Genomic DNA, 16356 nt, shown 5'->3' with positions numbered 1-16356 from the left:
TCATGAACAACATTGCCCCTTACGCAGCCGACCCCGCCCACAGTATAGGGCGACGTTACCCCGAACCTGCGCCGACGTATCGGACAGAGTTTCAGCGTGACCGTGACCGCGTGATTCATGCCAAAGCCTTCCGCCGTTTGGAATACAAGACGCAGGTGTTCGTCAACCACGAAGGCGATTTGTACCGTACCCGCCTGACGCATTCGCTGGAAGTGGCGCAAATTGCCCGCACCGTTGCCCGCAGCATGGGCTTAAACGAAGACCTCACCGAAGCGATTGCGCTTTCGCACGATTTGGGGCATACGCCGTTCGGACACGCGGGGCAGGATGAACTCAATGCCTGCATGAAAGCCTCCGGCGGCTTTGAACACAACCTGCAATCGCTACGTGTGGTGGATGTGTTGGAAGACAGTTATGCCGACTTCCCCGGCATCAATCTCACCTTTGAAACCCGCGAAGGCATCCTCAAACATTGCGCGTTGAAACATGCAACCGCCTTGGGCGATGTTGGCACACGATTCCTCAATAAAACGCAGCCAACCTTGGAAGCGCAACTCACCAACCTTGCCGATGAAATTGCTTACAACAATCACGACATTGAAGACGGTTTGCGCTCTGGATTGATCACGCTGGAGCAGTTGCAGGACGTGCCAGTGTTTGCGGTGGAATACCAAGCGGTGCGTCAGCAATACCCCGATTTGCAAGGGCGACGGCTGATTCGCGAAACCTTGCGGCGCGTGATTGGTTGCATGGTGGTGGATTTGATCGAAAGCAGCCGCGCTGCCATTAGTGCATCCGGCGTGCAAACACTGGCAGAGGTGCGGGCACAACCTGTTGCCCTGATGCGTTACAGCGACACCATGCGCCAGCAGAAAAATGTGCTGAAAACGTTTTTGCGCGAAAACCTGTACTTCCACCCGACAGTGTACCGCATGACCTGGCGGGCGCAGAAAGTGGTACGAGCGTTGTTTGAAGCCTATATGCAGGATACGCGCTTGCTCACCCCAAAATACCAAGCCTTCGCCAAACGTTACGAGGCGGAGAATGGTGAGGCGGGGCGGGCGCGGGCGATTGCCGATTTTATTGCGGGAATGACCGATCGGTATGCGATGCGGGAGTATGGGCAGTTGTTTGATTTGGCGGGCTTGCGCTAGTGATACGTATCAAGATTATGTGCGTTACTGAAAATTTACAGTTGGATTTACCGACAAATTCCGAGAAACTGTACACTGAATTCAACAGTGCGCAGGGCGGGCTTTATGACGAGTGTCTTAATCACAGATGACCACCCTTTGTATGCAAAGGGACTGGAAACCACGTTAAAACAACATTGCCCTGCTTGGGAGATTTTTCAGACCGATCATATTGAAACTGCTAGAACCTGTCTGCGGCGTCACCCGGCTATCACATTGATGCTATTGGATCGTACACTACCGGGTACAGACGGTCTTAGTCATGTACCTGACTTTCTGAAAGACTTTCCAACATTACGCATTGCGATTATTTCAGCATCAGAATCGCATCAGCACATTCAGGAAGCACTAGAAGCAGGTGTAGCAGGCTTTATTCCTAAAAGTGCTTCACCCGATGAAGTGATTATTGCGGTAAAACGCTTGCTAGATATTGGCTTTTACATTCCAACCGCCTACTTAAAACCTAGCTCCGTGCGCACGCTCAACACTGAAACGCATTTATCCGCACAACAGATGAAGGTGTTATCGGGCATGGCAAATGGCTGGAGTAATAAACAAATTGCAAGCGACCTCAGTTTGGAAGAAGGTACGATCAAACAACATGTGTATGCCGTCTGCAAAAAGCTAGAAGTAAAAAATCGCACTAAAGCGGTACAAGTTGCCAAAATGCGGGGCATCATTTGCTAACCACTTGGTTAAAACGCTTGCTGCTGCATCCGCGTCGCAAATTGAGTGCGGCCGACGTATTAGATGAACGCATCCGTCATGAAAGTATCAGCACGGCTATTGGTGCTAGCGGCGTGATGCTGATTGCCCTGTTTGTCTATCTCATTTTTCCCAAAGATGCTCCACAAGCACACTACATCAGTGGTTGGTTGCTATTACAACTTGTGGTCGGTGTATTCTGGCTGGGGTTTATTGCACAACACGCGCAACACCGCACCCCACGCACGCGTCGTTGGTGGCCTTATCTGTCGACCATTGTTTGCTCGTTCTATGGCTTTATGTGGGGGGCTGGCTGGGTGTTATTTGTCGGCAATACTGATAGCACACACGTACAGTTAGCCGTTATGTTCAGTATTATTTTGTGTGGTGTGTTTACTGGCGGTGTCTTCGCAACGATTTTTCACTTGCCATCGTTGTTGTCATTTACGCTATGTTCGTTTATGCCACCGCTCATCAGTAGCTTCATTAACCCCGGTATGTTCTATATTTGGTTTGGTGCAGGTTCTGTGATTTACATGATCGCGACGACCGCTTTTGCCTTAAACCTTCATACCTTTCTGATGGATACCTTGGAACAACGTGAAGAGAAAGCCTTGCTCGCACAACAATTGGCAGAAGAAAAACAGCGTGTCGAACAAATAAGTCACGATAAAACGCGCTTTCTCGCGGCTGCCAGTCACGATTTGCGCCAACCCTTGCAGGCTTTGCATTTTTTCCAACAGAGTTTGGAAGTGCTGATTGAACAGGGCAATGTTACGGAACAACAACGTATCCTAGGCAATATGGAGGCATCGATCACCGCACTCAACGGTTTGTTGAATGCCATGCTGGATATTTCACGGATCGATGCAGGCACGTTGCCCATTCAACACCAAACTTTCCCGCTGAATGTGTTGTTTAAACGCCTTTATCAGCAATATGAACCGATTGCCGCTGAAGCTGGCTTAACATTGCGCTATGTTGACACCAGCTTGCATGTCGAATCTGACCCGACCCAATTGGAACGCATTTTGCGTAATCTGGTGGAAAACGCTATTAAACACATGGGGAAACAGGGGCGCATTCTGTTGGGTGGGCGACGGCAGGGGCAACGCCTGCGCATCGAAGTGTGGGATAACGGTGTGGGGATTCCACTACAAGAACAGGACAGTATTTTCCGCGAGTTCTACCAATTGCATAACCCGGAACGCAAACGCAGCCGTGGGGTCGGATTAGGGCTTTCCATTATCAAGCGTATCGCCGCTGCATTGGAGCATGACATTGGGCTGCAATCCCGACCCGGTAAAGGCTGTGTGTTTTCGGTCACTGTTCCTATGGCTGTACAGCAAACAAATTCTATCATCATGCCTTCCCAAAACAGATCCACCTCGCCCCCTCGTGGCAAAGTGTTGGTGATCGAAGACGATAGAGATGTGTTGGAGTCATTGCATACCCTACTCCATCTTTGGGGATATACTGTTGTAACCGCTTTTGAACCTGATCCAGCAAGCATTATTGCGCTGCATCCTGACATTGCATTCATCATCAGTGACTATCAGCTAGGAGCTGGGGTCAATGGTATGGAAATCATCCAGCAACTTAGAGAAGCCCTTAAGAAAACCATTCCTGCTTTACTGATAACAGGTAATACCTCACCTTTATTAATAGAGCAATTGGAAAAGTCGAATATTCCAGTCAACTATAAACCAATCAGCCCAATAGAACTTAAAAAACTTATGGATAATTATAACTAAAGTTATAAATTAGTTACCTTAGTCATAAAAATATAACCAATTAATAATTGATAGATTTAAATTATAAATAGATACTACGGCTACCTTCAGTGTAAATTCATTTTCACTTTAGCATTTGATCAGAATATTCTGACATTATTGAATAGAATGGGGACTATGCAATGTTTGTCTTACGAAACACTATTGAGCCGCCAACAGCTAGGCGCAAAACGCTAAGATATTATAAGAGTAGGTTGACCTGTCTATTATTATTAGGATGGATTTCTCAAGTCTCTGCAAACCAAATACCAACGGCGACCGCGTTACTCATCACGACAAAGGAAGATAGCAAAACGTCTGTCATTCTCAAAGGCACAGATCCAGAAAAGAAAAAACTAACGTATGCTATTGTCAGCCAACCGCAATATGGAACAGTTACCTTAGCAGGCGGCAAAGCAACCTATTTACCAGCAGCTAATTATTTCAATACAACATCTTCTCCAGATGGTTTTATGTTCAAAGTCAATGATGGCACACAGAATTCCACTCCTGCAACTATCAGCGTAGTAGTGACCGCCGTCAATGACCCGCCAGTAGCACAAAATAGTATAGCGTCTGTTATACAAAATACAGCTACAGATATTACTTTATCTGCCAGTGATGTAGATGGAGATATTTTAACGTATCTACCCACCAAGAAAACAAAAAAAGGCGGAACAGTCATCTGGAAAACGGGTAATATTGTCACTTATACGCCAAAATTAGGTTATGTAGGCTCAGATAGTTTTACCTTTACCGTACAAGACAATAAAAAGGGGAAATCCAAAACAGCGACTGTCAGCATAACCGTTACTGCTAAACCACAGAACTTACCCCCTATAGCTAATGCAGGTGCAGATCAAAATATCAATGAGCAAACGCTTGTAACTTTGGATGGCAGTGCCAGCAAAGATACTGATGGCTCAATTGATAGTTATGCATGGAAACAAACAGCAGGTACGACTGTTACTTTGGCAAGTACAACCTCTGCCAAACCGACTTTTACGGCTCCTGATGTCGTTAAAGATGAAATATTAACATTTGAATTAACTGTCAAAGATGACAAAAGTGCAGTAGCAAAGGACTCAGTCAACATATTAGTTAAAAACATCAATAATATAATTGTTCAGCCCACACCAACTGGTAAACTTAACGACACGGGTATTACTACATGTTTTCGTCAACTTACTTGCCCACAATCAGATTATCCAATGCAAGATGCTGAATATGGTCGAGATGCTAATCAGGTTACTAACAATGATTATGATGGTCATGCAGGATTTAGTTTTACAAAGATCAGTAGCAACGGATATTCACTACCTATTAATTCTAATGAATGGGCATGTATCAAAGATAATGTGACTGGTCTAATATGGGAGGTAAAGACTAATGATGGCGGATTACATGATTTATTATGGACTTATTCGTGGTATGAACCAAATGATAACATCAATGGTGGCTATTCAGGAAAAAGAAACGGTGGTGACTGTAATAATTTAATTCAGTGCGATACCTATGGATATGTACAAGCAGTAAACACAGAAGGCTTGTGTGGTGCTCATAATTGGCGTATGCCAACTAGGGAAGAATTAAAATCCATATCATATGATCATCAATATATTCAAGATGATTTCTTCAATAATGCGTATGCAGGAAGTTGGTCTTCATCGACAGATGCCAGTAAAAGCAATTATGTATATGGAGTTCAATATATAATTAACAAAGAATATTCTTTACATGTTCAATTAGTTCGTGACCAATAATAGATTTCATCAGTAAACCGGAGTAAAAATCAATGTCAAAATTAATTCGCGCAATGATTTTTTTATTATTATCTAAAGCCAGTTACGCTCAAATATGTCAAATTAATAACATTTCTGCAACGACACCAAACAATCGCTTTAGCAATGAAGGAGCAATAACAATAGATAATAAAACTGGTTTAATGTGGAAAAGATGTGCTGAGGGTCAACAATGGAACGACATCACCAGCAATTGTGATGGAGATGGCAATGAATATAATTGGAATAAAGCATTAGCGCAAGCAAAAACAATGAATAATAATGGTGGATTTATGGATTATAAAGACTGGAGAATACCTAATATTTCAGAGTTAAACTCCATAATAGAATATCAATGTTATGAACCATCAATTAATTTATTTATATTTCCAAATCCCCCCTCCAAATATTGGTCTTCATCTCCTTTAGGTCACTCAATTCTTGGACGCGATGGTATATGGTTTGCTAACTTTGATGGTAATTTTAATGAATTTCAGTCAGGATTCGAGGATTGGACATACGAACAAGAACTTTTTCATATTAGGTTGGTTCGTGGAGAATAATTAGCATTAATTTAGATCAGCTCTCTTTTTTATATTTTTAATATTAGTGAGAACATATTATTATGACGAATGTTATGGCATCAATGATTAGTTTATTGTTACTAACCACCAACGTTATGGCGGATGAAACCGCTATAACGGATATAGCTATTGGTGTAAAAACCAGTACATTAGGATTAGGTGTAGAGGCTATTAAACCTGTTAACTCTATCGACTTTCGTGTAGGAATAAACGAAGCGAGTTATGGTAGTGATAAAACTATCGACAATATTGATTATAGTGCTGATCTTAATGCGCAAACAATCGTAACTGAACAGTCCCCCCTTACCCAAACGCACTAAATTTGCGACACTCCCCCGATGACCCAACAACTGAAAGACCACAGCCTCAAACAGCTTAACAGCCAGTACCTTGCCAAGCTCACGCCGGAGGAACTGCTGCACCTGTCGACCAAGTTGTTGCATGACCTGAAAGAAGCGCGGGAACAGATCAACCAAAACTCCAACAACTCCTCCAAACCACCCAGCAGCGGTTTCCCGTGGGAAACGTCACCCAAAACGGTGGCTTTGCCCGAAACAGAAGGGGTGGGTGCAGCCAGAGGAAAGCCAACCCCGGAACCAGAAGCTGTGGCGGGCACAAAGCCAGCCCAACCAGCCAAACGCAAAGCGGGTAAACAACCCGGCGCACCGGGTTATGGTCGGGTATGGCATCCGCCCATCAATGCAGACGAACACCATTACCCCAGCCGATGTGAAGCCTGTGGCAGGTCCCTGGATGCGGCTGTCTCCCGTATTTATACCGCCTATGACAGTGTGGACATCCAGTTTGGCACGGATGGGAACCCCGGACTGACCGTCATCACCACCCGCCACCACCTTCACGATAGCGTATGCACCTGCGGTCATGTGAGCCGCCATATCCCGCATCGCCAAGCTCCCGACCCGTTATACCCGGAGGTTGATGTGGGCGAGTGGCGGCTGATTGGGGGCAATCTGGCGGCACTTATTGTCCACCTACGGCTGCGCTCACGCTTGTCACTGCGTGGCACACAAGAACTGTTGCGGGAGGTGTTGGGCATTCCCCTAAGTGTCGGGGTGTTGCAGCAATGTTTTGAGGAAGCAGCCGCGAGTGCTTCTCCATTGGAAGATGCCTTGGTGGAAGGGCTGTTGGCAGAAGCCACCGCTGACGGCGGGGTGCTGTATATTGATGAAACCTCTTGGAAAGAGCGTGGCGAAGCCCTGTGGCTATGGACATTCGTCACCACCCTCAGCGTTTGTTTCTACGTAGGGCAGCGCACCATTGAAATGCTCGACAACGTGATTAGCCCCCACTTTGGGGGCTGGCTGATGAGTGATGGCTATGCCGCTTACCGCCACCACCCCAAACGCTTGCGTTGCTGGGCGCACCTGATCCGCAAAGCCCGTGGGCTGGCAGAATCACTGGACAAAGACGGGCGGACGTTTGGCAACTTCACCCTCGCTTGGCTGAGGGTATTACAGGACGACATTTACGCTTGGCGGGCAGCAGGCGGCACGGTGGGGACGCAAACCGACGTGATCCGTCAACGCCATCAGGCAAAACTCCTGGAATTCAGGGCATTATGCTTGATCCATGCCGTATCTGCCCATGACAAGACGGCGGCACTGGCGAAAGAGTTCATCAATGATTGGGATGCCATTTTCCGAATCCTTGACCACCCGTGGCTTCCCTTGACCAATAATGAGGCTGAGCGGGCGTTGCGCCATTGGGTGATCCTGCGCAAAACCAACCATGGCACAAAGAGTGCTACGGGGAGCCGTGCGTTTGCCATGCTGGCCAGCATCATCGGTACTTGCCGCAAACGTGGACAGTCTGCCTTGGCTTATCTTGCCAGTGTTATTACCGCTGCCCGCGCTGGCTTTGCCCTGCCCGCTTTACCGCAAGGGGTGGGGATGTGATCAATTACAAACAATCAGTGTATTGGCGGACTGGCATCCCGTAAACAATAGCTTTTTTGTTAGTGGTGGCATGATGGTTAACAATAACAAACTAGATTTGTCAGCGACTGCAACCAGTAACAAAAGTGTCAATATTGGCGATACCATAGTCAATACCGGTAAAGTTGACTCAACTATCAGTTTCGATGGTGCAAGTCCCTATATTGGCATTGGCTATCGTCAACCGATTGCAAGTAACAAAGGACTTAGCCTCACCTCAGAGCTAGGTATTTTATACCAAGGAAGTCCAAAAGTTAGTCTGCAAGTATCGCCACAGAACTTAGTCTCACAAACTGACATTAATAAAGAAATTGACAATATACGTAATGATATAGATTCAATAAAATATTGGCCTGTTGCATCAATAGGTATTTCTTATGGATTTTAAATTTGTCAAATCCCGATAGATCATAGCACTGTAAAACAGTCATATTTTTCTTACCCGCTCCCCATTTGTCAACAAAAATGCGCTGATTTGGGGAGCGAGGGAATTCCCATCTAATCTTCCATCCAAGCTTTGTAAGGATTACACCACAAAAATACCAGCTTTACGCAGGCACAGCCAACAACGGACAATTCAAACGACGCAACACCTGTTCCGTCGTGCTACCCCGCAACGCATCAAAGAAACCGTGCCGCCCTTCTGTTGCCATTGCCACGAGGTCACAGCTCGAATCCGTAGCGACTTGCAGAATGGTATCCACCACATCACCAGAAGCAACTTGCTGTTCCCACACCCACCCACTCTCCGCAGGCAAAGAGACACGCGGCGCATCGCTGGCTTGCCCAACGTATAACAAAATGACCCGCCCTTCCGTCAACTGCAATGTCGCCAACAATGCCTGCACAGTATCCACCACCCGTTGCGGATTCGGCTGTGTGCTAATCGGAATCAGGATATTCCTGAGCGACAAGCTCCCCGCCTGACGATCCACAAAACCGCTGACCCCGTGGGGCAACATGAGCGCGGTTTCGCCAGTATTCCGCACAATAGGTTGCCCGATAGAAGCATATAACCAACCCATCCGGCTGTTGTGTTGATGCACCGCCAAAATCACCAAATCAATGCTGTGTGATTCCAAATAGCGTTGGCAGGCGCGTACTGGGTCTTCCGGTTTGGATACCACCTTGTGGATTGTCACGCCCAAGGCAAAAACAGCCGCTTTATCACTGTGTGACGGAATCTCTCCCCAGCCCTCCAAGGTTGCACGCACACTAGGAAAGTGGTTGCTGTGTACATGTTCGTGTTTACCCGCCACATGCAAGAGCGTCAAACTGCTTTTGTTCATCACGGCTAATTTCAACGCGTGCAAGAACGCCACTTCACTGGCGGCAGAGAGATCAGTTGGGTGAAAGAGTGTACGGAACTGCTGCATAAAAACACATCCTCATCTTATAGGGCATTAGTTAGGCATATTATTGATGAGCTTTTATTCCGTTAAGATGACACACATCAAGCAGACAGGGATTAAGTCTATTTTTCAGCGCGAGATACCAAGCATATCAGCAAAAACTTATGGATAATTCGAGCCAGCTCAACATCCCTGATATATTGCCACCATGACACTTTTGGAGATGACACCACATGAATGCACCTGCTTTCCTGCAAGAACTCAAAGAACGCGTGAATAATCACCCTTTCTTGCGCCATCCATTCCTGCAACAATTTTCGACGCAGCCACTGACGTTTGCCCAAGCGCGTACCTTTGCGCTGCTGTATTACCCGCACATTTTGCGCACGCGTTTGTACCAAGCCAATGCGCTGGGAGTCACGCCAGACGAACGTATTCAAGCAGTATTAGCCGATATTTTGTACGACGAATACGGCAACGGTAATCCCGCAAATTCGCACATGGAGGTGTATCGCAAACTGCTACGGGCGCTGGATTTCAGTGAAGCAGAAATGGCAAATGCGCCGATTACGCCCGAACAGCAAGGCTACATCGACACCATGATGCGCGTGACCCAAGGCACGGATTGGCTCGCCGCCGTTGGTGTGGCAGGCATTGCAGGCGAATGGCCGATTCCACCCTATTACCGCATGTTGCTCACGGGCTTGCGTACTGTGCCGGGGATTACCGAAGATGCACTGGAATTGTTTGTCGGGCATATTGAACTAGACATCCACCATTCCCACATTGTGGAAGAAGCTATTATGCCGCATCTGGAAACCCGCGAAGGGCAAGCCTCCCTGTGGCGTGGTATTGAGCTGAATTTGAACGCACGGCTGGTGCAATTGAACGGTTTGCAGCGCGAAGTGTTCGGCAACGTTTAAGCAAAACAGCCGCGTGGAGGTGTGTCCCCCACGCGGCAAAGTGCAGACCAAGAGCGTGAAACCTCAGTCGAGAAACCCCTCAATATTACGCGGTCGGTAATCCGGCACCGCTTTAACCCGCTCAAACACGCTGGGGTGAATACAGTCTTTATCCCCACGAAACGCCCGCCGAAAACCCGACCCCAACGCGAATACCTGATAGAGCTTGCTGGTAAACGTGCAGCACGCATCCGGTATTAATGCGTCAGGAATTTTCTCGACATCCACCCCTACCCCAGTACTCATCGCCTCCTCCAACATCCACGTCAGGGTAATATCGGCAAGCCCGCGATTCTCGTGTTTGCCGCCGCCGACTGCACCGTGATGCCCCACAAACCAACGTTCTTGCACATCTACCCCCGCCTGTTGAGCCTTGTTGGATAATTCCATGTGGGTGACATTGTAAATATTGCGGGTTTCATCCAGCGCAATCGCATGACGCGCCTTGCGCACAATCGGGCTGAGTTTGGTGTCGTGGAATTCGTACTTGCGATTCAGCAAATTATCCAGCGGAAAATACGGCAATACATCGGGAATTCCCAACGCACCCACCGTATCCCAACAGCCCATGAAATCGACTTCAACCGGATGTGCTAACTCCTTGCGAAACGCTGCCGCAATCGAGGTTTCAGGGCGAATATTACGGTCACGGTACAAACGATACGCCTCACCGGACAGCGCAATCCAACGCCGTTCCAACACCCCGCAGGAATACAACAAACCTGCCAAACTGCGCACCGTGTAAGCCCCACGGCTGAACCCAAACAGGCAAATTTTATCCCCCGGCGCGTAATTCAGGCACAGGAAACGGTATGCATCCAGAATATTTTTATCCAGCCCAATCCCAAACGCGCCGCTGAGGTAGTGCGCAATACCATGACTATCCGCACCCACACCTTCATCGTAATAAATCACCTGATGCAAACCGTCATCGCCAACGTCTTTGAGCGCCTGCACCAATTTCACAATATTGGTTGGGCAATCATTATCCGGGCTTTGCCAGGTCCCGTCACAACACACCATCAAACGCTTTGCCATGCCCACTCTCCCTCGCTTTGCTGATGGCGCTACCTTAACACGCAAGTTGATGATTATTTAATCCCACAAACGTGTGAATTTTACGCAATTAATCCCCAGAACAGGGGATTACCCGATGCTGAAATGAAGGTCTATACTTGTGCATAAATGCCCGTTCCCACAACCAATGGTAGCCCCGCCATGAATACCCCCATCAGCATTATTGTTGTGGAAGATGATCCCATCGTCTTGCACCGTTTCATGACTATGTTCACCAGCAACCCACGCTTCACGCTGGTTGCCGCGTGCAGCAATGCCACTACTGCCCACAGCGTCATTAACGCGAGCCACGCCGATGTCTTGTTAACCGACCTCGGTTTGCCCGACGGCAACGGGCTGGACTTGATCCGCCAATGCACCGAACAACACCCCGACACACATATCATGGTGATCAGCGTATTTGGCGATGAAAAGCACGTCATCACCGCTATCGAAGCAGGCGCAACTGGCTATATCCTCAAAGACGACGAGTCGATGGAAGTGGAACAAGCGATTGTGCAACTGTGCGCAGGCGGCTCACCGATCAGCCCCGCCGTTGCCAGCCACTTACTGAAACGCCTGCGCCCCGAAGCCGACGAAATCAAGCTCACCAAAGCCGAGTTGGAAATTCTGCGCTTCATCGCCAAAGGCTACACCGCGCAAGAAGCGGCGGATCTCAAACACATTTCCTACCACACCGTTACCTCGCACATCAAAAGCATTTACCGTAAATTGCACATCAGCACCCGCGCCGAAGCGGTACACGAAGCCGTCAAACGGCATCTGCTATGAAGGTTTTGGGGGGAATACGCGTCTTTTGGTGGTTACCGTTGTACTTGCTGGCGTTGTATTTGCTAGCACAACAATTGGATCACCTGACCTTTGCGCCGGAGCAACCGCAAGCCAAGGTGACGTTAGATAGCCCCAACGCTACTCGCAGCACGGGTACGATTCGTATTCCTGCCAATCTCAATACGATTGAACAACCCGCGTTGCTGATCTTCAATCTCAACCAAAATATTGCCGTGTATTACCCTGACGGCACACTCGCGGGCGATGGCGGTAGCATGACCGCACCGATTGCCCGCAATAAACACCGCCCGCTGTTGCTGCCGCTGTACAAACCCGCGCTGACACCCGGCGGCGTATTGCGCTTTGAATTAGCCTCGACCCGCCCGAATACCTTGATGCTGACTAATGTGTATCTCGGTGCAAGCGCAACCCTCGAAAAGGCTTACTACCTCAACAATCTGCTACGCCAAGACAGTGTGAAAGTGCTGCTGACCACGCTCTTGCTGGCGGCGTTGTTGATCGGCGGTATCTGGCTGTTTTACCCCGCTCGCAAGGAATACCTGTGGTATGCGATTGGTACGGCATTATGGGGAATTCACAGCAGCAACTTGGTGATCCGCGATATTCCGGTGAATGATGCGCTGTGGGCAGCTTCTGTGCCGTTTACGATTGGGTTGAGCGTGTTGGCGCTAGTCACAATGGTGTATTACTACGTTCCCCGCACTCACCTACCACCGCGACGTTACACCCATCCGCTGTTTTATTTGTGGGCAACCGTGCTGGTGTTGGCACTGCCGCTGTTTATCTTGCCGTATGCGTCTGGAGCACAGGCAAACTACCATATCGTTTGGTACAGTTTGCTCGCCTTGCTGTTTTCGCTGGTGCTGGCGTATGTGGTGCAACTCTATTGGCAAGACCAAACCGCGAAACGCTTGCTGTTTGTGCTGTGCGGTTTCGCCATGCTGGTGTTCGGGCTGCATGACACCGAGGTGATTATCGAGCGGCATTCGACCCGCCCTTACCTGCTGCATTTTGCGGCGATGTTCACCTTGCTCACTCAGTATGTGCTGTTGGTGCGGCGTTTTGTGAGCAGCTTGCGTGAAACACAATATTACGCCAACAATCTGGAAAGCATCGTCGCAGCGCGTGAGCAAGAATTGGAAGCTAATTACCAAAAAATTCGCGGCATGGAGCAAGAAAAAGCCGTGGTCGATGAACGCGAACGCATTATGCGTGACATTCATGATGGTTTTGGCGGAGATTTGATTTCCACCTTAGCCATGCTGGAACGCCCGGATGCACGGATTTCTGTCATCAAAGAAAACATTCAAGACGCGTTAAACGATTTGCGGCTGGTGATTGATTCACTGGATTTTGACTCGCAAGACATCACCACCGCCCTCGGCATGTTCCGCAGTCGTAACAGCCGCAAGATCAAGCAAGCAGGTTTTGAACTGCGCTGGGCAGTGGAAGACATTGCCACACCCGCAGGTTTTGGCGCAGAAAAAACCTTGCAACTGTTACGCATCGTGCAAGAAGCGATTACTAACGCCATCAAACACAGCGGCGGCAATACTATCACTGTCAGCACGGGCACGGATGCGGCGAGTGAGCACGGCTTTGTGCAAATTGCCGATAATGGCATGGGGATGCCTGCCACTTACCAACCGGGCAAAGGGCTGGCGAGTATGCGCAAACGCGCTGCCACCATTGGGGCGCAATTAGCGTTTGGAGCGGCGGATAATGGCAGCGGTTTAAGCATACGGATTATTTTGCATTGATTGCGCTAAATTCACTCCGTTTATCCGCTAAAGCAGATTGACGGTCTATGGCATTCGCTATGGGATTTACCGCCCCGTGTATTATTGATGCCATTGCTAATAGTTTGAATTGCTGGTGGAGCTTAAAGTCATGGTAGACAGTGTTAGAAATTTTTCTCGTTCGTTATCAACCAATACGTCTGTAGCAACGTCTACAGCACTTGATAACCACAGTGTGATGCAATTCACGCAAGTACTTTCAGCCCCACCGCCATCCAATCTGCCCGATCTCAATACACCGCAAGGGTTCACTCAATGGCGCGAAAAATGCTTACAAACTACCGGCAAAACTGCACTGGATAACAAGGACTATCAGGCATTAGCAGCACAAACTGTCACCAATCTCAATCAGAAAACCAATAGTGAAACCTACTCCATGACTGGCGTTGACCACGCGGCAATGGCAGTGCAGGATGCTTATAACAATAGCATGGCATTTTATAGTTACGCAGGCGCAACGCCTGAATACGATGAGCAGCAATTCCTGAAGCAACTCCCCGATGATTATTATCGTGCGTTAATTCCTGCCACTGGGCAGCAATTGAACGTTGCTGACATGAAAGCTCTCATAGAGGAATACGCCCAATTACAACCACAATATCAAAATCCAACCGTCAAAGCGCGTCTTGATGAGATTAACCAAAAACTGAATCCGTACCGAGAAGCCTACAATCATCAATACGCCAAGGAAGAATGGTCAGAGTCTGGCATATCCGTGACTTATGCCGATCAACGACTCAATTACCGTTTTGAAACGTCGCAGGAAGCATTCAAAGCAGAAGTCAGCAAGGATATTAAAATCTCTTCACCACAAGGCGGTCATTACGTTGCAGGTGGGGAACTGTTGGCTGCCATTGCGGAAAACACCCAGCATGGGCATACAGCAGGAGCGGATAACAATAAAAATGGGGCATTTGACCCAACCAAAGATCGTCATGGTTTAAGCGGTTTCGTTAATGGATTCATTGAAAACGTCATTGACAACCCAGTTATTCGCACGGTTGCACAAATCGCGCAGTTTACCCCTCTTACGCCTGTCGCGACTATTTTTAATACTGTGGCGGCGGCACATGACACCATTCAGGCGGCTGAAGATGGCAACATCACTAAAGCCTTAGCAAGTGCTGCTGGAGCAGTAACAGGGACAGGTAAACTCACTGGCTCAACCAATATAGCGAACACTGCCAGCGCTCTACGTGATATAGCAACGGTAGCGACAGTCATTAATGACCCCAAAAATGCCATGCTGGATATTACAAGTGCTAAGGTAGCCAACTATATTGGGCATGGCGATAATGGTAATTCGCCCTTTGGTAATGCAAAACCAATAGCACACGGTATTGCTCAAGGCGTATTCCAAGAAGCCCGGGGTGGTGAATTTGTCTCCGGCTTTACGGGAGCAGTCGCAGCAGAACTAGGTGCAAATGTGAACACAATGTCAGGTATTGCCCAACGCACAGCACTATCAGGCTTAATAGGAGGCTTGGCTGCTGAAATCAGTGGCGGTGATTTTCAGGATGGAGCAAGAGCGGCGGCGATTACCCATGTATTTAATGATGAAATGACATATTTTGATAATGAGGATGGCTGGGTTACAAGAGACCATAGCGACCCAAGAGTTCCGAGTGTTGTGTCTCACCATGCTCAAAGCAAAATAAGCAATCAATGGATGGAGAATCAAAAAAACTATGGTGGGGTTTCAGGAGGCTTTAATCAACCTTGGTGGGAAGCACCAAATAACGATTATCGTGATATTGCAGATTATGTAAAGACTGATGCAGGTCAGCGCGACCTAATCATTCTGAATAGTTTTCTCGGAGTCGCTGGAATACGCAGCCCAGCGTTGAGTTACATGGGAGCTGGTTGGTCTGCACAAACAGAGGATTGGGATGGCGCGGTCGTCGGAGCAATGGGGGTACAATACGGCTATTGGGGTGGGGTTGCTGCCGCAAGCTATACTCTATTTCAGAACCATGTTAGCCCTATCGGATGGTAGCATGATAATTTTTCCAGATTTAAAAAAAATTATTATTACTAGAATAGCATTTACTGGAGCTATGGTAGTTATATACAATTCCGGTAGTATTGTTGCCTTAATTATTATTATTATTATGTTTCTAGTTGGTGAGCTAACAAGTACTCGATCAATTTCAATAGATAATGGCACTCTAAATATAGCCTATTATTTTCACAATGAAACAATAAAAATTTCTGAGATAAAATATATGCGAAAAATAAACCTTATGGAAAATTCAAAATACAAAACAAGAATAATTTTTAAAAACAATGCTATAAAAGATTTTATAAGACCTTTTTTATTTTCAAAAAAAGATATTAATTACTTGATTAACGAAATAAATAAGCCATGAGAACATATCAAAAAA

15 protein-coding genes are annotated in these 16356 nt (G+C 47.6%); 13 read left to right on the top strand and 2 right to left on the bottom strand.

The window, feature by feature from the left end:
* The first annotated feature begins 2 nt into the window (after positions 1–2).
* The 8 genes from J1836_RS10945 to J1836_RS10910 all read left to right on the top strand — a co-directional run bounded on the left by J1836_RS10945 (position 3) and on the right by J1836_RS10910 (position 8378).
* Positions 3–1154, top strand: coding sequence for a deoxyguanosinetriphosphate triphosphohydrolase (locus J1836_RS10945; protein ID WP_207251119.1), 1152 nt, complete (start codon positions 3–5; stop codon positions 1152–1154).
* Between the two features lie 105 nt (positions 1155–1259).
* Positions 1260–1880, top strand: coding sequence for a response regulator transcription factor (locus J1836_RS10940; protein WP_207251118.1), 621 nt, complete (start codon positions 1260–1262; stop codon positions 1878–1880).
* Positions 1874–3652, top strand: coding sequence for an ATP-binding response regulator (locus J1836_RS10935; protein ID WP_207251117.1), 1779 nt, complete (start codon positions 1874–1876; stop codon positions 3650–3652). The genes J1836_RS10940 and J1836_RS10935 overlap by 7 nt, the downstream gene beginning before the upstream one ends.
* 161 nt (positions 3653–3813) lie before the next feature.
* Positions 3814–5433, top strand: a complete 1620-nt coding sequence (locus J1836_RS10930) for an Lcl C-terminal domain-containing protein (protein ID WP_207251116.1) — start codon at positions 3814–3816, stop codon at positions 5431–5433.
* Positions 5434–5465: 32 nt separating this feature from the next.
* Positions 5466–6014 carry an Lcl C-terminal domain-containing protein gene (locus J1836_RS10925; protein WP_207251115.1) on the top strand — a complete coding sequence of 183 codons (549 nt, stop codon included), beginning with the start codon at positions 5466–5468 and terminating at the stop codon, positions 6012–6014.
* Positions 6015–6076: 62 nt separating this feature from the next.
* Positions 6077–6355: a hypothetical protein gene (locus tag J1836_RS10920; protein WP_207251114.1), complete on the top strand. Its 279-nt coding sequence runs from the start codon at positions 6077–6079 to the stop codon at positions 6353–6355.
* An 18-nt stretch (positions 6356–6373) separates the two neighbouring features.
* Positions 6374–7951 carry an IS66 family transposase gene (tnpC, locus tag J1836_RS10915; protein WP_242632653.1) on the top strand — a complete coding sequence of 526 codons (1578 nt, stop codon included), beginning with the start codon at positions 6374–6376 and terminating at the stop codon, positions 7949–7951.
* Between the two features lie 70 nt (positions 7952–8021).
* On the top strand, positions 8022–8378 hold the full coding sequence (locus tag J1836_RS10910; RefSeq protein ID WP_207251113.1) for a hypothetical protein: 357 nt from the start codon (positions 8022–8024) through the stop codon (positions 8376–8378).
* A gap of 160 nt (positions 8379–8538) precedes the next feature.
* Here J1836_RS10910 and J1836_RS10905 read toward each other — a convergent pair whose 3' ends face one another.
* Entirely contained in the window at positions 8539–9366 is an 828-nt protein-coding gene (locus J1836_RS10905; protein ID WP_207251112.1) for a universal stress protein, read from the bottom strand.
* 209 nt (positions 9367–9575) lie between these two features.
* On the opposite strand from J1836_RS10905, the gene J1836_RS10900 reads away from it, so the two are divergent.
* Positions 9576–10265 carry an iron-containing redox enzyme family protein gene (locus J1836_RS10900; RefSeq protein WP_207251111.1) on the top strand — a complete coding sequence of 230 codons (690 nt, stop codon included), beginning with the start codon at positions 9576–9578 and terminating at the stop codon, positions 10263–10265.
* 63 nt (positions 10266–10328) lie between these two features.
* Here J1836_RS10900 and J1836_RS10895 read toward each other — a convergent pair whose 3' ends face one another.
* The gene (locus J1836_RS10895) at positions 10329–11342 is read right to left on the bottom strand and encodes a T6SS phospholipase effector Tle1-like catalytic domain-containing protein (RefSeq protein WP_207251110.1); all 1014 of its coding nucleotides are present in this window, start codon (positions 11340–11342) and stop codon (positions 10329–10331) included.
* A gap of 147 nt (positions 11343–11489) precedes the next feature.
* On the opposite strand from J1836_RS10895, the gene J1836_RS10890 reads away from it, so the two are divergent.
* The 4 genes from J1836_RS10890 to J1836_RS10875 all read left to right on the top strand — a co-directional run bounded on the left by J1836_RS10890 (position 11490) and on the right by J1836_RS10875 (position 16341).
* Positions 11490–12152, top strand: coding sequence for a response regulator (locus J1836_RS10890; protein ID WP_207251109.1), 663 nt, complete (start codon positions 11490–11492; stop codon positions 12150–12152).
* The gene (locus J1836_RS10885; RefSeq protein WP_207251108.1) at positions 12149–13933 is read left to right on the top strand and encodes a sensor histidine kinase; all 1785 of its coding nucleotides are present in this window, start codon (positions 12149–12151) and stop codon (positions 13931–13933) included. The genes J1836_RS10890 and J1836_RS10885 overlap by 4 nt, the downstream gene beginning before the upstream one ends.
* A 130-nt stretch (positions 13934–14063) precedes the next feature.
* A complete protein-coding gene (locus J1836_RS10880) occupies positions 14064–15968 on the top strand; it encodes a hypothetical protein (RefSeq protein ID WP_207251107.1) in 1905 nt (634 codons plus the stop codon).
* Entirely contained in the window at positions 15946–16341 is a 396-nt protein-coding gene (locus J1836_RS10875; protein ID WP_207251106.1) for a hypothetical protein, read from the top strand. Before J1836_RS10880 ends, J1836_RS10875 begins: the two co-directional genes overlap by 23 nt.
* The last annotated feature ends 15 nt before the right edge of the window (positions 16342–16356 follow it).

Source organism: Thiothrix fructosivorans, assembly GCF_017349355.1.
Taxonomy (GTDB): Bacteria; Pseudomonadota; Gammaproteobacteria; order Thiotrichales; family Thiotrichaceae; genus Thiothrix; species Thiothrix fructosivorans.
The sequence above is the reverse complement of the archived record's forward strand: the minus strand, read 5'-3'. Positions and strand labels throughout refer to the sequence as shown.